General features: G+C 33.1%; 12 protein-coding genes. All 12 read right to left on the bottom strand.

Annotation, left to right across the window (positions count from 1 at the left end; genetic code table 11):
* Positions 1-3: 3 nt before the first annotated feature.
* The 12 genes from LUU93_RS11720 to LUU93_RS11665 all read right to left on the bottom strand — a co-directional run bounded on the left by LUU93_RS11720 (position 4) and on the right by LUU93_RS11665 (position 22820).
* Positions 4-1344 carry a hypothetical protein gene (locus tag LUU93_RS11720; RefSeq protein WP_232681296.1) on the bottom strand — a complete coding sequence of 447 codons (1341 nt, stop codon included), beginning with the start codon at positions 1342-1344 and terminating at the stop codon, positions 4-6.
* Positions 1345-1607: 263 nt separating this feature from the next.
* Complete coding sequence (secDF, locus tag LUU93_RS11715) at positions 1608-4598, bottom strand: protein translocase subunit SecDF (RefSeq protein ID WP_232681295.1); 2991 nt, start codon at positions 4596-4598, stop codon at positions 1608-1610.
* Positions 4599-4825: 227 nt separating this feature from the next.
* A complete protein-coding gene (gene mdh / locus LUU93_RS11710) occupies positions 4826-5761 on the bottom strand; it encodes a malate dehydrogenase (RefSeq protein ID WP_232681294.1) in 936 nt (311 codons plus the stop codon).
* A gap of 108 nt (positions 5762-5869) precedes the next feature.
* On the bottom strand, positions 5870-7810 hold the full coding sequence (gyrB, locus tag LUU93_RS11705; RefSeq protein ID WP_232681293.1) for a DNA topoisomerase (ATP-hydrolyzing) subunit B: 1941 nt from the start codon (positions 7808-7810) through the stop codon (positions 5870-5872).
* A gap of 352 nt (positions 7811-8162) precedes the next feature.
* Positions 8163-10898: a M16 family metallopeptidase gene (locus LUU93_RS11700; protein WP_232681292.1), complete on the bottom strand. Its 2736-nt coding sequence runs from the start codon at positions 10896-10898 to the stop codon at positions 8163-8165.
* A gap of 216 nt (positions 10899-11114) precedes the next feature.
* Positions 11115-12731 (bottom strand): asparagine synthase B, encoded by a 1617-nt coding sequence (gene asnB / locus LUU93_RS11695; protein WP_232681291.1) that lies wholly within the window; start codon positions 12729-12731, stop codon positions 11115-11117.
* A 314-nt stretch (positions 12732-13045) separates the two neighbouring features.
* Entirely contained in the window at positions 13046-14722 is a 1677-nt protein-coding gene (asnB, locus tag LUU93_RS11690) for an asparagine synthase B (RefSeq protein WP_232681290.1), read from the bottom strand.
* A gap of 1015 nt (positions 14723-15737) precedes the next feature.
* A complete protein-coding gene (locus LUU93_RS11685; RefSeq protein WP_232681289.1) occupies positions 15738-16187 on the bottom strand; it encodes a hypothetical protein in 450 nt (149 codons plus the stop codon).
* A gap of 62 nt (positions 16188-16249) precedes the next feature.
* A complete protein-coding gene (locus LUU93_RS11680) occupies positions 16250-16780 on the bottom strand; it encodes a GNAT family N-acetyltransferase (RefSeq protein WP_232681288.1) in 531 nt (176 codons plus the stop codon).
* 135 nt (positions 16781-16915) lie between these two features.
* Positions 16916-18670: a TonB-dependent receptor gene (locus tag LUU93_RS11675; RefSeq protein ID WP_232681287.1), complete on the bottom strand. Its 1755-nt coding sequence runs from the start codon at positions 18668-18670 to the stop codon at positions 16916-16918.
* 171 nt (positions 18671-18841) lie between these two features.
* Complete coding sequence (locus tag LUU93_RS11670; protein WP_232681286.1) at positions 18842-19705, bottom strand: PhzF family phenazine biosynthesis protein; 864 nt, start codon at positions 19703-19705, stop codon at positions 18842-18844.
* 97 nt (positions 19706-19802) lie between these two features.
* The gene (locus LUU93_RS11665; protein WP_232681285.1) at positions 19803-22820 is read right to left on the bottom strand and encodes a tetratricopeptide repeat protein; all 3018 of its coding nucleotides are present in this window, start codon (positions 22818-22820) and stop codon (positions 19803-19805) included.
* Positions 22821-22849: the final 29 nt, after the last annotated feature.

Here is a 22849-nt window from a genome sequence, read left to right as displayed (position 1 = left end):
TATTTAGCAATTTATATCTACTATTTTGTTGTTTGTATCCAGAGTCTTTTTTGTCGTTGTACCATTTTTATTTATTTTATACAACTCAATTCCGCTTATATTAGCCTTATCCTGCAAAAATTTCAAAAATCCTTCCTCTACACTACCCTTTTCAAAATAAGTTTTGTAAACATTATTTAAGTCTGTCCATTTAATTGGAAGTATGTTATCAGGATTTCCTGTAAATCGCAGTTCATAAGTTCCTGAACTCGATACCATAGCACCATATACAGTACTTATAGGAATGTTGTTTGTTTTGGCATTTTTTACCAATGTTAAAAAAGCCCCTACATCTGCTGGGGAAAACATTTTTATAGCTTTATTTAAATAAGGATTTCCATCATTATCAAATTTACCGTTCTCAAACTCGTCAATATGCGTATGCATATAACCTATTATATTAGGATCAGTAGGAAGATTTAAAGTATTTGCATCTACTACACCCAGAGAAGTAAAAGGCCCATTTTTATTCTGTGAAAATCCTGTTTCTGCTTTCTGACTAGTTTTTTTACTTAACTCATCTTTTTTACTGTTAAATAAAACATTAGCCATTTGTTCTTTTATCTTGTCGCAAGGGTTAGTAGCATTTAAGGGAGCGGGCGATGGTACTGGAGAACTACCGCCTCCTGTCGAATTCCATGATACTCCTTCGCTGCTGCCTCCACCGCCGTATATAGAATTCCAGCTAAATTCATCTACCATTGGTATTCCGTGTGTTCTGTTCATAATTATGACTTCATCTAATTCAATAGATTGGGCATTAAAACTATCAAGTCCAATTGCTTTTGCAGTCCTATTATTTTTTTCAGACAAATTAGATTTGACAAGTCGGCTTACTATTATATCATTTTCAGCCCTATAACCATTCAAAAATTCACCATCCAGAGAATTGATAATAATTTTTCCCGAAAACTTTCCCTCAATAGTGCTTTTTTCCAAATACATACTAAAAATAACACCTTTTATTTCATTGTTTATCTTCGTTAATAAAATTCGGTCATTTTGAATCTCGTTGTTTGTTGAGAAAGGAATAACAGCAAGAAACTTATCACTGCCCTTAAGCTCTTCATAGGCCATCTTATCAAGTTCCAGCTTATCCACTGAATTTTTAAGCGATTTTGAAAAAGTATTATTTACCTTGTTGCTTAAAAATTTTTTTGCTTCAGTGCTGCTAACTGTTTGTATACTGCTCCTACTTAAATCATCATTAGATTCATTAATATCTTGACAATTAATAAAGATTAATGTCAGTCCGAAAAGTATAATACTTTTTAGCTTTTTTAATTTTTGTAATTTATAATTCATAACAATTTAATTACCTTTTCATTTAGCTTTATGCAGGGTAGAAAAGGATTTACTTATCCCATTCATTAAAAAAGATCAAAATATTGGCCAAACATTTATCCTTTACTAATGTATAGCTTTTTTATTACAAAATATTAATTTAATAATTTTAAAATGTTAATATTGTAAGATTTAACATATTTAAAACTATTTTTATGAAATTGTAATACAAAAAAAAGATCCAGCTTTCACCGGATCTTTTTTAATATAGTTTAAGCAATTAATTATGCTTTGTTATGCTTGTCTTCGATTGTGTGTTTATCATCGCTTGAAATCGTATCTACCAATACTGGTGTCGCGATAAATAATGATGAATAAGTTCCTACGATAATACCAATTAACATGGCAAAGATAAATCCTCTGATTGATTCTCCACCAAAGATAAACATTGTTAATAATACAATAATCATCATTAATGAAGTATTCAATGTTCTTGATAATGTAGTATTAATAGAAGCGTTTACGATATCTTCGAAAGTTCCTTTACGGTTTCCTATAATAAACTCTCTAATTCTATCAAATACAATTACTGTATCGTTCATAGAGTAACCAATTACAGTAAGAATTGCTGCAATAAAGTGCTGGTCCATTTCCATGTGGAATGGCATAAATTTATAACATAAAGAGTAAATTCCTAATACAAAGATTACGTCATGCGCAACAGCTGCAATCGCACCTAATGAATACTGCCATTTACGGAAAGAGATCATTAAGTATAAGAAAATAACTGCCATCGCACCAAGAACTGCCCAGTAAGAGTTTGTTTTGATATCTTCAGAAATAGAAGCTCCAACTTTAGAAGCTTGCAAAACACCTACTTTTTTACCATCATATGAGTTGATAAATTTATCGTAAGTACTATTTGGGAAATATTTAGTTAATGCTTGATATAACTTTTGGTTTACTTCCTCATCTATAGTAACACCATCTTCTTTAATTTTGTATTTAGTTGTGATTTTCAACTGATCGTCATCACCTAAAATTTTAGCTTCAACCGGAGTTCCAAATGCAGCAGATAATTCATCAGAAACTACAGTTGCATCAACTGGTTTTTCGAATTTAACCTGGAAAGTTCTTCCCCCGACAAAATCAACACCTTCATCTAATCCGTTAACGAAGAAGATCGAAATCAAACTCACAACTACAACAATTGAAGAGAAGATATAAGTGAATTTTTTGATTTTAATAAAGTCAAAGTGGAAATTAGTAAACCAGTTTTTAGTAATGTTTGTAGAGAAAGTTAAATCACCTTTTCCAGCAATGTTTCTGTCAATGAAAATTCTGGCAATAAAGATAGAAGTAAACAATGAAGTTACAATACCAATAAGCAATGTTAAAGCAAATCCCTTGATTGGTCCTGTTCCAAAGATAAATAAGATCGCTCCGGTTAAAACGTGAGTTACGTTTGCATCAATAATAGAACGCATTGCACCATGCCATCCGTAAGATGCTGCTACAGCTTCAGATAATGATTTACCTTCACGCAATTCCTCTTTTGCTCTTTCATATATAATAATGTTGGCATCTACTGCAGTACCTAATGTTAATACGATACCTGCAATACCTGGTAATGTTAATACAAAACCAAAACTTGCCATAATTCCGAACAAGAAAAGTAAGTTCAATAATAAAGCAAGGTTTGCATACCATCCAGCTTTACCATAATAGAATACCATCCAAACACAAACTAATAAGAATCCTAATACAGATGAAATTGTTCCTGCATCAATTGCCGCCTGACCTAAAGATGGTCCAACAACAGTAGATTGAATAATATCTGCAGAAGCTGGTAATTTACCTGCATTTAATACGTTAGCTAAATCTTTAGTTTCAGCAACATCAAAAGAACCTGTAATTTCAGATCTTCCTCCGGCAATTGGTCCGCTTGTAACACCTGGCGCAGAATATACGATGTTATCTAAAACAATAGCGATATAACCTTTTTGAGAGAAAGCTCTTCCTGTTAATTCTTCCCAAACTTTGGCTCCCTGACTGTTCATTTGCATAGAAACAGCTGGTTTACCCATTTGGTCAAAAGTATCTTTTGCATCAGTTACAACACCACCGCTCATAGCAGGTATATTATCTCTGTTACCTTTTAAAGCATATAATTCAACTGCTTCAATATCTTTTGCACTTGCTAAATCTTTTGCTTTAGGATCTTTTACAGTAGTTGGTTTACTCCAAACAAATTTTGCATAGTGTTGATCAGCAGCTAATAAAATTCTGATTTCTGGTCGTTTGAAATAAGCATTGATTGCTGCAGTATCTTTTGTAGCGAAGTATCCTAAAACCGGACCGCCGCCTTGAGTGATCATTTTGTCAAATAAAGGATTGTTTCCTTTTTTAGTATCAACTGAATCTTTAGCATCAGTTAATAAAGCATTTAATGAATCTTTAGCAACTGTTTTAGTTTCTGCTTTTTTAACTTCAGTTTTCTTTAAAGCTTCGTTAGCAGCAACTAAGAAGTTACCAACTTCTTCAATTTTATAAGTTTCCCAAAACTCTAATTGAGCTTTTCCACCTAATAATTTTTTAATCCTGTCAACATCTTTAGCACCTGGAAGTTCTACTAAGATTCTTCCTGTTTCTCCTAATTTTTGGATGTTTGGCTGTGTTACACCAAATTTGTCGATACGCTCTCTTAATACTTTGTAAGCACTTTCGATAGACTCATCAACTTTTCTTTTAATTACTTTTTGAGCTTGCGCATCTGTCATTTGAAAATCGATACCGCCTTCACCTTGTAAACTTCTGTTTGCAAAGATATCTGGCGAAGCCAATTTTACAGTTCCGTTTGAGTTTGCTTCAAAAGCTTGAAAAAATTTATTTAAATAGGTCTTATTTCCTTCTAAATTTGCAGTTGCATCAGCTAATGATTTATTAAAAACCGGGTTTTTAGAATTGTTTGCTAATCCTTTTAAAACATCTTTAACAGAGATTTGAAGAATTACGTTGATTCCTCCTTCTAAGTCAAGACCTTTATTTAATTGTTTGTTTTTTACTTCATTATAAGTGAAGTCTGTAAAACCAAGATTAAACACTTTTTCTTTACCAATAGAATCTAAATATTTTAGCTCTTTATCAGGATTATCTCCTGCAAAAGCTTTAGCCTCACCTTTGACATTATTTGCCACAAAAGTGAAAGAAAGTTGGTAAATACTTACCAATGCAAATAGAATTGCGAAAAATTTAATAAGTCCTTTATTCTGCATTATTACTAAAAATTAATTATGTTTTATGTTTGTTTTTGGTTTTAAATCCCCTAAAAATAAGCCCTGACATGAGTTTTTAAAACTAAAAAATCGAGATCACGAATTACAACATTTTTTTTAAATCGAGCAAATATATAATTAACGAAAAGATTAACCAATTTATTTATTAATTAATCTCAAAAAAAAGACTGCAAAAGTGCAGCCTTTTCCTTTTTTTCTTGTTTTTATTATACTAAAATCGATTTTAGAGCATCATTCATACTGCGAACCGCATCTGCACTTTTGGCAAATAAAGCCTTTTCCTGATCGTTTAAATGAATATCTACAATTTCTTCGATACCGTTTTTACCAATTATACATGGTACTCCTATACAGATATCATTTTGCCCATACTCTCCTTCTACAAAAACAGAACATGCAATCATTTTCTTTTGATCGTTTAGTATACTGTCTACTAAATAAGCAACAGATGCTCCCGGAGCATACCATGCAGACGTTCCTAAAAGGCCCGTAAGTGTTGCACCGCCAACCATTGTATCTGCAGCAACTTTTTGAAGTACTTCTTCTGAAAGGAATTGCGAAACCGGAATTCCGTTATAAGATGCTAAACGTGTTAACGGAATCATAGTGGTATCACCGTGACCTCCAATTACCATCGCAGAGATATCATTTGCCGGTTTATCTAAAGCAAGAGAAAGATACGCTCTAAAACGAGAACTATCTAAAGCTCCTCCCATACCTATAATTCTGTTTTTTGGCAATCCTGTAGCTTTCAAAGCTAAATAAGTCATAGTATCCATTGGGTTTGAAACTACAACTATTATAGTATCAGGAGAATATTTCAGTACATTTTCGGCAACTGTTTTTACAATTCCGGCATTTATACCAATTAATTCTTCCCTTGTCATTCCTGGTTTTCTCGGAATTCCTGATGTAATAACCACTACATCACTTCCGGCAGTTTTAGAATAATCGTTGGTTACACCAGATACTTTAGTATTGAACCCAGTATTTGTGGCGCATTGTGTGATATCCAACGCTTTCCCTTCGGCAAAACCTTCTTTAATATCCAACAACACTACTTCACTGGCAATTCCTCTATAAGAAATAACATCTGCACAAGTAGCTCCAACATTTCCTGCTCCTACAATGGTAACTTTCATATTTTTTACTTTATCGGTTATTAATTTGTTCGTTTGTTTTATAAATGACAATTCGCTTAATTGTTTAAGTAAATTTAAACAATTAAACGAATTGAAAGTTAATTTTTATTAGGCATCGATATTTGCGTAAACTGCATTTTTCTCGATAAATTCTCTACGTGGCGGAACTTCGTCTCCCATTAACATAGAGAATACTCTATCTGCCTCTGCAAGACTATCAATTGTAACCTGACGTAATGTTCTGAAGTTTGGATCCATTGTAGTTTCCCATAATTGCTCCGCGTTCATCTCTCCAAGACCTTTATAACGCTGGATAGCTGCACTTCCTCCCATTCTTTCATTCGCCTGATCACGCTGAACATCGTTCCATGCATATTCTTTTTTGTTTCCTTTTTTAACTAAGTATAAAGGTGGTGCTGCGATATAAACGTGGCCTTCTTCGATAAGTTCTTTCATGAAACGGAAAAAGAACGTTAATATTAAGGTAGAAATGTGACTACCATCGACATCGGCATCACACATGATGATTACTTTATGATATCTTAGTTTTTCAATATTAAGTGCTTTGCTGTCTTCTGCTGTACCAACTGTAACTCCTAAAGCAGTAAATATGTTTCGAATCTCTTCGTTTTCAAATACTTTATGATGCATCGCTTTCTCCACGTTCAAAATCTTACCACGTAATGGTAAAATTGCCTGAAAGTTTCGGTCACGACCTTGTTTTGCTGTTCCACCAGCCGAATCTCCCTCGACAAGGTAAACTTCACATCTTGCAGGATCCTGTTCAGAACAATCTGAAAGTTTTCCTGGTAATCCACCGCCGCCCATAACGGTTTTACGCTGTACCATTTCACGAGCTTTTTTCGCTGCGTGACGTGCCTGAGCCGCTAAAATTACTTTTTGAATAATGATTCGGGCATCATTTGGATTTTCTTCCAAATAATTCTCTAACATTTCTCCAACTGCCTGAGAAACCGGAGAAACTACTTCTCTGTTTCCAAGTTTTGTTTTTGTTTGTCCTTCGAATTGAGGCTCTGCAACTTTTACCGAAATAATAGCTGTTAATCCTTCACGGAAATCATCTCCGGAAATTTCGAATTTCAATTTATCTAATAAACCAGAAGAATCTGCATATTTTTTAAGTGTTCTTGTTAAACCACTTCTAAATCCTTGTAAATGCGTTCCTCCTTCGTGTGTATTAATATTGTTTACATAAGAGAAAATATTCTCTGTGTAACTTGTATTATAGATTAAGGCAACCTCAACCGGAATTTCACCTTTTTCGTGATCCATGCTGATTACGTGAGAGATAATTGGCTCACGGTTTCCATCTAAATAACGAATGTATTCTTTAAGGCCTTCGTCTGAATGAAAAACTTCGCTTTTGAATTCGCCTTTTTCATCAACTTCTCTTTTATCTGTAAACGTAATTGTGATTCCTTTATTTAAGAAAGAAAGCTCACGCATACGAGCAGATAAGGTATCGTATGAGAATTCTGTAGTTTGTGTAAAGATTGTATTATCAGGATAAAAAGTCTGACGTGTACCTCTTTTTTCTGTTTCCCCGATTTGTTTTACCGGATATAATGATTTTCCTCTTTCATATTCCTGCTCATAGATTTTTCCATCTCTAAAAACAGTCGATTTCATATGAACCGAAAGTGCGTTTACTACAGAAACCCCAACACCGTGAAGTCCTCCGGAAACTTTATAAGAATCTTTATCAAATTTACCTCCGGCACCAATTTTAGTCATTACAACCTCAAGTGCAGAAACTCCTTCTTTTTTATGTAAATCAACTGGAATACCACGTCCGTTATCTTCAACTGTGATAGAACCATCTTCATTAATTGCAACACCAATAGTATCACAATGTCCGCCCATCGCCTCATCAATAGAGTTATCAACAACTTCATAAACCAAATGATGCAGTCCTCGAACTCCCACATCTCCAATATACATGGATGGACGCATTCTTACGTGCTCCATTCCTTCTAATGCCTGAATACTATCTGCTGAATAATTGTTCTTCTTGATCTCTTCGCTCATATAATTTATTCTAAAAAATGTATTTACTGTCTAACACGCAAATATATAAAAACGCAAGGTATATACCCATAAAATTCCGACTTAAAGCACTTAAGTTATTAACACAATTGTCTTAAAAACCAAAAAATAAATCTAAAAGGCAAGTTTAAATTCCAATTTTGATAAATTCCAAATTCTAAAAATAGGAATAACATAAAAAATATCAAATTTCAAGTTTTAAAAATTCCAAATTCCAACGTTGAAACTGGACAATAAAAAACCGAAATAACATTATAAAATGCATTTCGGTTTTATATTTTAAACTCCTTTAAATTGGAATTTGGATTTTATCAATTTTGGAATTTCTTTTTTTTTATTGTTTTTTATTAAAATCCCCGGCATAAACTGAGGTCATTTTATCCAAAGTCAGGTATTTTTTCAATACTTTATTTACTTCATCTACTTTTAAAGCTTTTACTTTAGTCTCAAGTTGATCATAATCATCAAGAGTTATTCCGTATTGCAAATAAGTATTTACCAGCTCCATTAAAGTATAATCAACCCCTAATCTTGTTTTTCTTTCATTTTGCCAGCTCACTAAATTTGATTTTAATTCTTCGGCTGTAAATCCGTCTTTTAAAGCTTTTGCGATTTCCTCTTTTGCAGCTGTTTCAACAGCATTCTTTTTCGTAGGGTTTAAGAAAGCATAATAAGTCCAGGCTGCCGCATCATTGGTAATTGGCACATCAATAAAAGAGCCCGCACCGTAACTAATACCTTCTTTTTCTCTTAATCTCATCGGAATTCTGGCACTTAAAAAACCACCGCTTCCTAAAATTTCATTTGCCATAACAAATGCCGGATAATCTGGATTTTGTCTATCCATTTTAAAACTGATTCTTCCTAGCGCCACAGCATTTTCTTTATCTGGGGTAATAATATCTTTATCTAATTTTTGTGTTTCAAAATAAGCCGGCTGAGCAAGTTCGTATTTTGATTTAGAATTCCATTTTCCAAATGTACTTTCTAAAATTTCTCCTGTAGTTTTTGCATCTAAATCTCCTACTACACTTCCTATTCCATTATTTCCGCCTAAAACATTGGCATAGAAATCAACAATTTCAGCTTGTTTTATCTTTTTAAAGGCATCAATCTGCTCCTGAATAGTTGGTGTATAAAAAATACTTCCTTTTGGGTATTTTGTAGTTATTCTCGAAATTTCTGTAAATGCAACGGCCTGCGGATCGTTTAAACTAGACTCTAAATAGGTGTTATATTCGCTGATTGTTTTAGTTAGTTCATTTTCAGGAAAAGTCGAATTCGCTAATAAATCTGCTAAAATTCCCATTACTTCTTTAAAGTGCTCTTTATAAGTATTAACACTAACCGATAATGTTTGTCTTGAAAAATTAAAATTAATTGACGATTTCAATTGATCTAATTTATCCTGAATTTGTTCTTTAGTCTGTGTTTTTGTTCCTGTTTTTAATAATTGAGCCAGAATTCCGGCAATATCATTTTTACCTGTTAAATCTTTTTCATTGCTAACCGGAAATTTAAAACTTGCCTGAACTTTTCCGCCTTTAATCTCTTTTTTGATTAAACCGTATTTGATACCATTTGTTAATTTTCCTTCAACAAGATTTTGTTTTAAATTTTTAATGGATGCTTCAAATGGTGCAGCTTCTTTCTCTAGAGCTTTTCCTTTATAATCTTTAGTAAGTGCCAATAATTGTTCATCAGTATATTCATTTGCTTTTACTCGTACTTCATCTTTAGATGGAATAAATACACCAACAGTTCTATTATTTGGTCTAAAATATTTCTCGGCAACTCTTTGAATATCTTCTTTTGTTAATTTCTCAACAGCATCTCTGTATAAATAACCAAGTCTGTAATCGCCCGCTCCAATAATTTCGGTTAGATTAATAGCGTACGAAATAGTATTATTTTTTACAGCTTCTATTTGCTTGATAATTTTTGCTTTTGCTCTGCTTACATCCTGATCCGTATATTTTGTGGTGGTTATTTTATCCAGCTCACTTCTTACAATATCTTTTGTTGCATATACATCTTTATCATTAGGAACTGCGACTCCAAAATAGATAAAACTTGCGTCTCTTACCGAAGGCTGCCAAAAATAAATATTGGATACTTTTTGTGTCTCAACTAATGTTTTATATAAATAACCAGATGGATCTGCAGTTAAGATTTCTCCTAAAGCATCAATCGCTGCATAATCTTTATCTGCATAAGATACCGTATGATATAAAGCGCCAACATTTTTGCTGTCACCCGCTCTTTTAAGCTCTACATATTTTTCGCCGTCCTGAGCAGGTTCTATGGTATAGGTTTTATCTAAAACTCTTTTTGGTCTCGGAATTGCCCCAAAATACTGCCCAACATATTGCAATGCTTTTTGTTCATCAAATTTACCTGCAATTATCAAGGTTGAATTATCTGGCTGATAGTATTTTTCATAAAAAACGCGAAGTGTATTTGCTTTTACTCTTTCAATATCTTCTTTACTGCCAATGGTGCTGTTTCCGTAATTGTGCCATAAATAAGCCGAAGAAAGAATTCTGTCCTGCAAAACGCCGTCAGGATTATTTTCTCCTATTTCAAACTCATTTCTAACTACAGAAAACTCTTTATCTAAATCAGTTTGCAAAATAGTAGAGTTAATCATTCTGTCAGCTTCCATTTCGATGCTCCATTTTAGGTTTTCATCGCTTGACGGAAAAACTTCATAATAGTTTGTTCTGTCAAACCAGGTGGTTCCATTGGCATTTCCTCCTTTGTCTGAAAGCATTTTTTTAATATCCCCCAAATTCTTAGTGCTTTTAAAAAGCATATGTTCTAATAAATGCGCCATTCCTTTTTCTCCATAACCTTCATTTCTGGAACCAACATTGTAAACAATATTAACTACCATATTACTTTGAGAAGCATCTGGAATTAAAAGAACTTTTAATCCATTATTTAAAGAATATTCTTTGACACCTTCGACATTTGTGATGTACTTGGGTGTTTCCGCTTTTTGCGCATAAACTGAGCCCAATGAAACTAATGAGCAGCATAAAACTCCACTAAGAAATAGTTTTTTCATAAATTGTTTTTAAGAGTTATTTAATTGTTCGTGGTAATCAAATATAGTATTTTTCTGAAATACGTTTTATTCTTATTAACTTACTTTTAGCAATTTACGGGAAACCACAAAAAAAGCCGAAACTACATTGTGAATGCATTTCGGCTTTTTATATTTTAGTTCCAAATTGAAATTCGGAATTTGGAATTTGGAATTTTTTTATTGAAATTTTCTATATTAAACAGCAACTCCAGATTTTACATTTTCAAAATTTCCTTGTAAGTGGGCTGCATTTGCTCTTCCGCTTGGATCAAGATTTTCCTGCCATTTCGGAATCCATTTACGAACGGTTTGCGCTGCACTAACCTGTGGATAGTATTTGTGAAAAATAGATCTGTAATAATACGCTTCTTTTGTTGTTGGCGTATTATACGGAAACTCTGCACTTGCACCGGCCAATTGCTCGTCTGTAACCTGCGTAGCACAATATTCGATTAATTCATCAACCCAGTTATATCCAACTCCATCAGAAAATTGTTCTTTTTGTCTCCATAAAACTTCTTTTGGCAAATAAGGATCATTTGGAGTATCAAAAGCTTTTCTTAAAATGTATTTTTCAATTCCTTCATACGTTTTAGGCTGTTTTTCTTCGGTTTTAATTCGAATGGTAACATCTAAAAAACCTGTATCTAAAAACGGAATTCTGGCTTCGATTCCGTTTGCCATTGTAGTTTTATCAACACGAAGTAAATCGGCCGTAAATAACTTCTGAACTCTTTCTATAGTCTCATCCTGAAATTCTTCTGCCGAAGGCGCATTTCTAAAATACAAATGACCGCCGAAAATTTCATCGGCACCTTCACCTGAAAGAATCACTTTTACTCCTTTATCAATTATTGCTTTTGATAATAAATACATTGGAACTCCTGAACGAACCGAAATAATATCGTAAGTTTCAATATGCGAAATCACTTTTTCTAAAATCGCTACACCTTCTTCAACTGTAAAATGTATTTCATGGTGATCTGTTCCTAAAAATTCAGCTGCTTTTCTTGCCGAAACATTATCCGGAGCATCAGCATCTAATCCGATAGAAAAAGACGGAAGTTTTTTACCATTTTCTTTTAATAATCTAGATGCGATTGATGAAATTAAAGAGGTATCTAAACCTCCTGATAATACAACTCCAACAGGAACTTCGCTCATTAATCGTTTGCGGGTTGCTTCGATTAATGATTCACGAATTAAATCTAAATCAAGTGACTGAGTGGCATTTTTATGATCTTCGTATTCTGGATGATAATATTTTACAAAACCGCTTTTTGCTGTATAATAATGTCCCGGAGGAAAAGTCGAAAATGATTTACATTGATCTGCAATTGATTTCATTTCTGAAGAAAAATAAATTCTTCCTCTTTCATCTAAACCATAATACAAAGGTTTTACCCCAATTGGATCTCTTCCTGCAATATATTTATCTCCATCGATTATTACGAAAGCAAAATCTCCGTCTAGTTTATTACAAAAATCATATCCAAATTCTTCGTACAAATGCACAATTACTTCTGAGTCAGAATTTGTTCTAAAAGTATGATCTTTTAAAACGCTATTTTTTAATTCCTGATAATTATAAATTTCCCCGTCGTGAACCATCCAGGCTTTATCTGTTCCCTGAATAGGCTGTTTCCCCGATTTTAAATCGATAATAGAAAGACTTTCATGACAAAGAATACTGCCATTTTCCATAATGTGCAAATCGCTTTCATCAGGACCGCGATGCGACATTCTTTCAGAAAGTGCTTTTACAAGCTGCGGGTCTTTTCCTTTACCAATAACGGCCAATAATCCAGACATACTATTCTATTTTTTTTATTTTTATTCTACTGTTTCAGACTTAAAATAAGCCGAACATTAAAAAATCATTAAAATTTTCTGCTGAAAGCAAAACTAAATATTATTTTTTGCTTTCCTACATTTTCAGTATTAAAATCTTAGGTATTTAACTTTTTTGGGGAATGCCAAATATAAAAAAAGTAAGTTAAATAATTGCCGAAATATTTTTATAAAGAACTGAAATATAGAATTTAACAATTTTAGACAAGAAAGACGTTCTTAAAGTAAGAACGTCTTTCTGCAATATATATACTAATTCTAATAATTAAACGTGTTTATGCTTTTACATAGGCATCATCGTGAACGCTTGCCACAGCTCTACCAGAAGGATCGTTCATGTTTTTGAATGCTTCATCCCACTCTAAAGCGATTTTTGTACTACAAGCTACACTTGCTTCCTGAGGAACGCATAATGCCGCTGCATCGCTTGGGAAATGTTCTGTAAAAATAGAACGATAGTAATATTCTTCTTTTGAAGTTGGCGTTTGTAACGGGAATTTAAATCTCGCGTTTGCCAATTGTTCGTCTGAAACTTCTCTTGCTACTACTTCTTTCAAAGTATCAATCCAGCTGTATCCTACTCCATCAGAAAATTGTTCTTTTTGTCTCCACGCCACACTTTCAGGAAGCATATCTTCAAAAGCTTTACGAACAACCCATTTTTCCATTGGGTGTTCTTTGTTGATCATTTTATCTTGTGGGTTGATGCGCATTGCAACATCCATAAATTCTTTATCTAAGAAAGGAACACGTCCTTCAATTCCCCAAGCCGCTAAACTTTTGTTTGCACGTAAACAGTCATACATATGAAGTTTACTTAATTTACGAACGTTTTCTTCGTGAAATTCTCTTGCGTTTGGTGCTTTGTGGAAATATAAATATCCTCCGAATAACTCATCTGCACCTTCTCCAGAAAGAACCATTTTAATTCCCATTGATTTGATAACTCTCGCCATTAACCACATTGGAGTTGAAGCTCTTACTGTAGTTACATCATAAGTTTCAAGGTTGTAAATTACATCACGAACAGCATCTAAACCTTCTTGGATTGTAAATTTTATTTCATGGTGAATAGTTCCAATATGATCTGCTACTTTTCTTGCTGCTGCTAAATCAGGCGAACCTTCTAAACCAACTGAAAAAGAATGCAATTGCGGATACCAGGCATCAGTTGTATCATCTGATTCAATACGTTTTTGTGCAAATTTTTTGGCTACAGCCGAAGTAATAGACGAATCTAAACCTCCAGAAAGTAAAACTCCGTAAGGAACATCACTCATTAATTGTCTGTGAACCGCTGCTTCAAGCGCTTTTTTGATTTCTGGAATACTTGTTTCGTTGTCTTTAACTGCATCATAATCAACCCAGTCTCTTTTGTACCATTGTACAAATTCACCGTCTTTGCTTGATAAATAATGTCCCGGAGGAAATAATTCGATTTTTGTACAATATCCTTCTAAAGCTTTTAACTCAGATGCTACATAGAAAGTTCCGTGTTGATCCCAACCAATGTATAATGGAATAATTCCCATATGGTCACGAGCAACAAAATACTCATCTTTATCAACATCATAAATCGCAAAACCAAAGATTCCGTTTAATTCATCAACAAAACTTACTCCTTTTTCTCTGTATAATGCCAGGATAACTTCGCAGTCACTTTCTGTTTGAAAGTTATATTTTCCATCAAATTGTTTACGCAGGTCTCTGTGATTGTAAATTTCACCATTTGCAGCCAAAACCAATTTTTTATCTTCTGTAAATAAAGGTTGTTTTCCTGAAGCTGGATCTACAATTGCCAAACGCTCATGAGAAAGAATTGCTTTATCATTGCTGTAAATTCCGCTCCAGTCTGGTCCGCGGTGACGAATGATTTTAGACATTTCTAATACTTGAGGTCTTAACACTTCGGCTTTTTGCTTTAGATCAAAGGCACATACAATTCCACACATAATTTTATATTTTTAACTTTTAAATTTTATTTTGATAAGGCAAAGATGCGGTATTGGTTATAATTGAAAAACACAAATATCAATTTAAGTTACAATTTAAAACCATAAAAAAGAATTTACATATAAAATGTAAAATTTTAGCATAAAAAAAAGCCCGAAACTTATAATTTTCAATTTTGAAGGTAAAACGCAAGTAAAATATACGATTTTGAAGAAATTTTTGAATTAAATTTTGAGATATTTAAATATCCATGAAAGATTCACAAACAGAATAGAAAAAGCTGTTCAAAAGTTATTCTATGTTCAATCTTGCATTAGATATTAACATACTGTTTGTCATTCCGAGGAACGAGGAATCGCACTAGAAATTCTACAAAGATTGGTAATTACTTTATAGAGTTACTCGGAATCGAAAAAAAACATAGCCAATGGTTTCAACCATTGGAACGCAATATTAGCACGTCCCTATTATTTCCTGCGGTTGAACCGCAGGAAATGTTTGAAAATAAAATCTCCAAACTTTGTCGAGTTTCTAGTGGGATTCCTCGTTCCTCGGAATGACATACTTTGCGGAACTACCGATATTTAATCTCTACGAGATATTTAATATTTAAGTGCAGTCCCTACGGGACAATTTTATCATTTAATTATTCTGCTTTCTACCGATATTTAGCTCCTAAAGGAGCATAACACGTAAGTTTATCTCGTAGAGATTAAATATCGGTAGAAAAAAATACACAAAAAATAAAATTGTCCCGTAGGGCAATGTCATTAAGTTAAGAGGAAATTTATAAAATTACTTAACAGTTTAATTAAGAAAGTCATTAGAAAAATCAGTTTTTATCAGCGTTTTCGCTTTAGCGAATCAGTAAAATCAGCGTCTAATTGTGACGCGGATAAAACAGATTTACTTCGTAAAAACGCGGATAAACACGGATTTGATTTGCAATAATTTTATTTTCTAAAAGCTTAACTTAATGACATTGCCCGTAGGGACTACACCTAAAACAATTAATCACAAAACACTTTCAATAATATAATGCGTCTTATTAATCTCAAATTTAAATCCGGCTTTATTCCCCATTAAATGATTTCCTAAAGGCGACTGTGGAGAAAGCGCAATAACATTAATTCCATCAATTGCGATTTTTGGGAGCGCCACACTTACGTATAAATAAATTCCGTTTGCTTTTACCAAACTTCCTGAAATGATATTTTCGGTTGTTTTAGCCGAATCAATTTTATCTAAAACTGCTTTTTGCGCAATAGATTCTTTAAGTTTATTAGTTAGCTTTTCCTGTTCGATATGCATCATCGACAAAGCCGTTTCGTGTTTATCGCCCGCAGAACCTTTGGCATCGTTTTTAGAATCTTCTGTCAATCCCGAAATCATGTCTTTAAAAACATCAATTCGGTCTTGAACCATTTGTAAATAATGAGAATGTATTTTTTGTTTGAAAGTCATTTTTAAAGATACTGGGGTTCTGAGTTGCAAAGGTGCAAAGGTTTTTTTCTTTGTCTAAATTTTTATTCGAAAAAAACACTTGGATAAACCACTTCTCCGCTAATACCCCTTAATCCGTTTTCTGTCAGTGCAATAACCATACAGTTTTCAGCAGGCACATCAAATGGCATTTTGATATTGTATTTTTCACAAAGTTCATATCCAAATCTTGGATAATAATCCTGATGACCCAATAAAATAACCGATTTATATCCTAAGCTTTTTGCTGTTTCATGTCCATTCAAAATCAATTTTGAACCAACTCCTTTTCCTTGAAATTCCGGTAAAACGGAAACCGGAGCCAATGCCAGGGACTGAAAAGATTGAGATTCATTTTTAATTTCCAATTTTGTAAATAAAATATGTCCAACAATTTTACCTTCAGCTTCAGCAACTATAGATAATTCCGGGATAAAAGCTTCAGACTTTCTTAATCTTTCTACCAGAAATTGTTCTTTATGGTCACTGTATTCTATATTTTCAAAAGCCTTTTCAATTAATTGAAAAACGTTTTTATAATCCTCTTTTCTTTCTTGTCTTAATTTAATTTCCATATTATATCATTTTAAAAAAAATAGCCACGAATTCACGAATTTACTCCAAAAAATTCACGAACTCATGGCTAAAAAAAAGGCGCTTTTTATATTTTATATAATTTTTGTGCCTTAGTATTTTATGGCTAAACCTGCTTAAAAATCGAATTTATAATTTCCTCCCACTAAAACCTGAAAGCCCTGAACAGGATAATTCAGCCATCTTTCATAAGCTTGGTTTCCTATATTATTTAATTTTAAGAAGAAAGTTAAACGCTCATTATATTTATATCCTAAATGTGCATTGGCATCAAAATAACTTTTTAAAGTGGTAATTACAGGATCTGTTACCAGAGTCAGATTTGACTGCATGTCTTTACGTTCTCCAACATAAAATACATTTAAACCGGCATACCATTGTTCTGTAATATTTACATCAAGATTGGAACTCAATTTCATTGAAGGTAAATTCCACGCTTCTAATCCATCCGTTTTGTAACTGTTAAAAGTTCCGTTTATTCCAAAAGAAACACTCTGAGAAAAATCTGCTTTTAATTCTCCGTAAAAACGGAAAGTTCTAACATCATCATAAACTACACTAAGTGAATTTCCGAAGGCATAATTTTGGTTCGAAAAATCTTCTGTATAATCGTTGCTTTTAAATAATGCTTTGTCTTTTTCATTCAAATAAGAACCTGTCAAATTATAACTCACATTATTAGCCAGTTTTCCTTTTAAACCTGCAAAAACTGTATATTGATTACTGGTTGGTCTCATATTTAAAGTTGGAGACAAAAAAGGATTTTCAGTTACAAAATCAGCATATGAGTTTTGATTTAAACTTCCGTTAACTCCTGTATAGAAAATCATTAAATCGCCAACTAATTTGTATGAAGCGTTTACTTTTGGATAAATATAAAATTTGTTTCCGCTGTTTTCAGAATCTAAAGCATAAAATAAACCAGCACCTAATTCTAAAGTCCAGTCGTTTTCATGAACCACAAAACTTGGTTCAATCCCAAAGTTTGTCAAACTATATTTTAAAGGTTCAACATTATCCCATGCATAATTATGTTCAAAAGAACCGCTAACGTGATCTACAATAATATTAGTATTGATTGCCTGATCCATAACATCAACTTTAAAAGTTGGTTTTAGATAAAAACGATTTTCTGAGGAAGAAAAACTATCTGAAAAATGCGTAAATCTAGTTGAGATTTTGCTGAAAATACCTTCCGTAAATTCAGCATTTCCGCCTAAAGAAATTGTGTTATAAGAATGATTCGGATTAATGCCTCTAATTAAATCTTCCTGTGTTCCCGGCGGCAGCGTCATTCCAAAATCTGCAGGTAAACCGTACCAGTTGTATATTTGATTTTGATAGCCTACATCAACACCCCAAGACATATCGCGATTGTTTACACCGTAACCTATATTTAAACCTGTATCGTAAAATTCATCGTTTAAATTCACATCTTTAATTCCCCCCTGAGAAGAATGATGACGCAGCATTCCGGCTAAATAATCATTATTTCCTAAATCCTGAGTTACAAATAATTCTGCATTAAGCGTTCCGTAATTTCCAACTCCAAGAGTCGCATAATTATTGAATAATCTTTCCTTTTTAGACTTATCCACAGCTTGTGCATTTCCTTTTGACGGCGTAAAAGTCGAAGCCACCGGAACAGACAAAATACTATATTTAATAGTTTCTTTTGGCTGATTTCCCGCATCGTCCAGCGAAGGTGTTTCTTTCACTTTAAAAGCGTCAGATATTGTTGGCGAATAAGGTTTTACTACGTTTACCGTTTCAGTTCCAATGCTTTCATTCTTCTTAACCTGCGAAAACGAAAGCTGGCAGACCAATAACACTAGTAAAACGATAATTTTATTTCGGCACTTAATTTTCATATTTCTTTTATTTTGTAAAAATGTATAGTGTAAGATGTGAGTTGTAAAATGTTAAATGTTTTTACACCTTATTTTTTACATTTCACTTTTCACAATTTTACATTTTACAATTATCTAATTTTCTAATTTTCTAATTCTCTCAATTTTCTAATTCTCTCAATTTTCTAATTTCTACGCTTCCCACTCTCCTTTAGCAACAAACTGAGCTTTTCCTCCAATATTAATATCAAACTGGTTCTCAATTAATTTCCCTTTAAAATAAATTTGAGACGGACGCCCTATATAATCTCCCTGATAATTGATTAATTCAAATTTAGGTATATGGTATTTTAACAGAAAAGCCTGTAAACATGTACTCGCACTTCCTGTCGCTGCATCTTCTAATAACTGATTGTGTTCAATGTATAAAAGTCTGCTAAACAATTTTGAACCTTCTAAATAATAAAAATACAAACCTCTATGATCGGTTTTACAATGATTTTTCATCCATTGATCTGCTTTATCTTTATCTAAAGTCAGGTTTTCCAATGCTCTTTTACTGCTTAATCCAACCATTACAAAGGCGCTTCCGGTTGTAACTTCCTGAATTGGGAATTGATTTTCAAAATCTTCTTTTTTCAGGTTACTGAATAATGTAAAATCTTCTTTGGAGAAAATATCCCAAAATTTTGGCTGCGCTGCTTTCAACCAAATCAAATCTTCTGATTGCTGAATTTGAATGGGTCCAATAGGAACATTCAACGTTATATTTTCAGGCGAATTATCAAATATTTTATTGATCAAAACCCACGAAGTTCCAATTATCGGATGTCCTGCAAACTGCATTTCATGAGCTGGTGTAAATATTCTTATTTCTGCTTTATTATTTTCTCTGTCCAGTTTGGTTATAAATGTGCTTTCTGCAAAATTAATCTCACGTGCCATTTGCTGCATTTCTTCTGAACTTAAATTCTCAGCTTCTAAAAAAACCGCCAATTGATTTCCGGCATATTTTTTATCAGCAAAAACATCAACTATATAAAAAGGTAAACTCATTGTTCTTATTTTTTGTTGAGAAAATAGAGGAAAGAATAAAGAGAAAAGACTTTTCAATCTTGTTTCTTGCATCTTTCTTCTTTTCTACTCTCTTTTCTTATTTATTGATCGACGAATTCGTTTTAGACTCTTCTAACTTAATCGCACTTAATTCTTTTTTCGCTTCTTCAACAACATCCTGATAATCTGTAAAATTGTTGATTACGTTATCTAAAATATAAGTTGCCTGATAGCTGTCTTTTAATCCGTAGAAGTTTTTTGCCATTAAAACCAATCCTTTTGCTCCGTAATATTTGTAGGCAGAATAGCTTTTTGCCAGTTTTTGAACTGCAGTATTTGAAGCTTCAAATTTTCCTTCTTTGGTTTTAAAGTAAGCATCATAATACAATGCTTCTGCTGCTAATTCTCCTTTTGAAGTTGTAGACAATTTTGCATACGCCGCTTTTGCCTTATCTTCATTTCCTGTTTGTATGGCAGCGCGTGCAACAATAATCTGTGCATCGGCTTTTACGTTTGCATCGGCTTTTGGATTCGCTAAAACTTTATCAGCAGCAATAACCGAATTATCATAATCATTTTTGTCATAATAACATTTCATCAGGTTGGCCTGAGCAAAGTTTTTATTTTGCGGATAATCGGCTTCGTTTTCTAAACGAACTAAAACCAGAATCGCTTTATCACAATCTTTAGCTTTTAAGTAAATCTGAGCCAGTCTGTTTAAGGCTTGTTCTGTAAATTCATTTCTTGGCTGGTCAATTACATACTGATAATTCTGAGTTGATTTGGTTTCAGAACCTTCCGCATAATATAATTGTGCTAAATTGAAATTAGCTTCTAAAGCATGTAATCCGGCAGGAAATTTGCTCACATAACCTGCAAACCCTGTAATCGCTGCTTTGCTGTTATTTTGACTGTATTGTTTGTTAGCCGCATCGTAAGTATCATTATCCAATTCAGCATCTGTAACCGAAACGAAATCTAAAGTTCTAACCCAGGCTGCATATTCATCTACTTTTCCTGAATCAACATAAATTAATCTTGCTGTCGAAACGGCTTCAAGAGCTTCCGGAGTTTTTGGGAACTCGGCCGCCACTTTCTTGAATTTTGCCAGCGCTTGTTCATCACGATCTGAATTGTAATAAATCAAACCTTGTTTCAAAATAGATTTTGAAGTAAAAGATCCGTTTTTGTATTCAGAAATTAACTGATCGTATGTTTTAATCGCTAAATCATTCTTTTTATCCGCCACATATGTATTTCCTAATTCGAATAAAGCATCATCACGATATTCTGATTTTTTATACATTTTTAGGAAGTTATTCAACTCGTTGATTTTTTGATCATTTTTAGACATAAAACCATACGAAAGTGCTTTTTGAAACTGAGCATAATCGGCATCTACACTTTTTGCGTCCATTGCTTTTCCGTAAGCTTCATTTGCCTGAGCATATTTAGAATTCACAAAACGTGAATCTCCTAAACGTAAATACGAATCGTTTAAACGTGCTTTATCTGAAGGAGAATTATCAATCTGCGCCTGAAACGAGTTCGCCGCCTGATCGTATTCTTTCAATTTAAAATACGTATAACCAATGTTATAATTGATGTTTTTATATTCGTCTGTAGATTTTGCTGCAGCAAGTCCGGCAAATTGTTTGTACGTCAATAATGCATTTTGGAAATCATCTGAAACATATTCTGTTTCTGCTTTCCAGAAAGTGGCACGAGCTGTAAATTCAGGCGTTTTTTGCTCGCTTATCGCGCTTTTAAACATTTTTCCGGCTTCCGTATAATTCGATTCATTAAACAATTCAACTCCTCTGTAAAAAAGTACTTTTTGATACGCCGCTTTATTTTCGGCACTTCTGTTTTTTTCTAATAAAACCAAAGCTTCTTTGTAGTTTTTAGTCGAAATATAAGAGTCAACTAAAAGTTTTTCTACTTCTGCCCTGTTTGAATTGTTTGGATATTTTTTTAAGAAATCAAGTAAAATTCCCGGAACAGTTTGGTAAGCGTTACCGATATCATAACTTACTTTGGCATAATTCAGCGCTGCATCTTCCTGAATCTGTGCATTGAAATCCATTTCTGAAGCATTTTTAAACGCATTCAAAGCTTCTTGCTTTTTACCTGTATTTAAATAACTTAATCCTAAATGATAATAGGCGTTTTGAGCTACAAAATCTTTTCCTTCAATAATTTTATTGAACTGAGAAATGGCTTTTTCGTAATTTTTCTGCTCATAATACGCATAACCTAATTGGTAGAAATCAGTATTATTCCATTTTCCTTTTTTTCCTGCGTATTGCTCTAAATACGGAATGGCTTTATCATATTGTTTTAAGTTGAAATAACTTTCACCAATAATTTTATTCAGTTCAGATTTTTCCATTTCATTTGATTTCGCCATTGCTTTTTGGCCCAAATCGATTGCTTTTTGAAAATTTCCAAGTTTGAAATTCATATCAGCCTGATAATACGAAAGCTTTTCTTTGTATTTTTCTTCGCCTGAAACTTCATCAAAATATTTCGTTGCTTCTTTATAATCGTCGCCCTCATATGCCATAAATCCTAAGTAATATTTAGCTTGTGAACCAAATTCAGGAGAGTTTACTACTTTATTAAAATACGTTGTGGCTTCTTTTTTATTTTTAGCATTAAAATAACTATAGCCTTTTTGGAAATTAAATTTATCCGAATCTTTTTTACTCATGTAACCTTCGTCAACTTTGTCAAACCATTGCAAAGCTTTTGGATAATTTCCCTGCTCGAAGAAATACTGTGCCACTTCAATATAAGCCTGATTTTGTTTGGTGCTTGTTGGATAATCATCAACAAATTTTTCCATCAAAGCATCGGCATTTGGCTGATTGGTTCTAATAGCACAATTGGCTATGTAATAAGCACAGTCTGACTTTACTTCTTCTGTTTGCGCTGTATTATTTTTTACATACTCAAAAATATGTTGTGCCGAAGCGTATTGTTTATCGTTATATAAAGCCTGTGCTTTGTCAAAATCCTTTAAATCGTAAGTATAAATAGCTGATTTTTGTGCCGAAACTATGGTCGAAGTAAGGATAATTTGGAATAAAAAGAACCAGGAAAGTCTACGCATTTTAGTTATATTTAGTATTCAAATTTATC

The organism is Flavobacterium soyae (genome assembly GCF_021245985.1).
Taxonomy (GTDB): Bacteria; Bacteroidota; Bacteroidia; order Flavobacteriales; family Flavobacteriaceae; genus Flavobacterium; species Flavobacterium soyae.
The sequence above is the reverse complement of the archived record's forward strand: the minus strand, read 5'-3'. Positions and strand labels throughout refer to the sequence as shown.

Coding starts and splice junctions, on each gene's coding strand:
- LUU93_RS11720 (WP_232681296.1), bottom strand. CDS start 1,344: ATGAATTATAAATTACAAAAATTAAAAAAGCTAAAAAGTATTATACTT.
- secDF (WP_232681295.1), bottom strand. CDS start 4,598: ATGCAGAATAAAGGACTTATTAAATTTTTCGCAATTCTATTTGCATTG.
- mdh (WP_232681294.1), bottom strand. CDS start 5,761: ATGAAAGTTACCATTGTAGGAGCAGGAAATGTTGGAGCTACTTGTGCA.
- gyrB (WP_232681293.1), bottom strand. CDS start 7,810: ATGAGCGAAGAGATCAAGAAGAACAATTATTCAGCAGATAGTATTCAG.
- LUU93_RS11700 (WP_232681292.1), bottom strand. CDS start 10,898: ATGAAAAAACTATTTCTTAGTGGAGTTTTATGCTGCTCATTAGTTTCA.
- asnB (WP_232681291.1), bottom strand. CDS start 12,731: ATGTCTGGATTATTGGCCGTTATTGGTAAAGGAAAAGACCCGCAGCTT.
- asnB (WP_232681290.1), bottom strand. CDS start 14,722: ATGTGTGGAATTGTATGTGCCTTTGATCTAAAGCAAAAAGCCGAAGTG.
- LUU93_RS11685 (WP_232681289.1), bottom strand. CDS start 16,187: ATGACTTTCAAACAAAAAATACATTCTCATTATTTACAAATGGTTCAA.
- LUU93_RS11680 (WP_232681288.1), bottom strand. CDS start 16,780: ATGGAAATTAAATTAAGACAAGAAAGAAAAGAGGATTATAAAAACGTT.
- LUU93_RS11675 (WP_232681287.1), bottom strand. CDS start 18,670: ATGAAAATTAAGTGCCGAAATAAAATTATCGTTTTACTAGTGTTATTG.
- LUU93_RS11670 (WP_232681286.1), bottom strand. CDS start 19,705: ATGAGTTTACCTTTTTATATAGTTGATGTTTTTGCTGATAAAAAATAT.
- LUU93_RS11665 (WP_232681285.1), bottom strand. CDS start 22,820: ATGCGTAGACTTTCCTGGTTCTTTTTATTCCAAATTATCCTTACTTCG.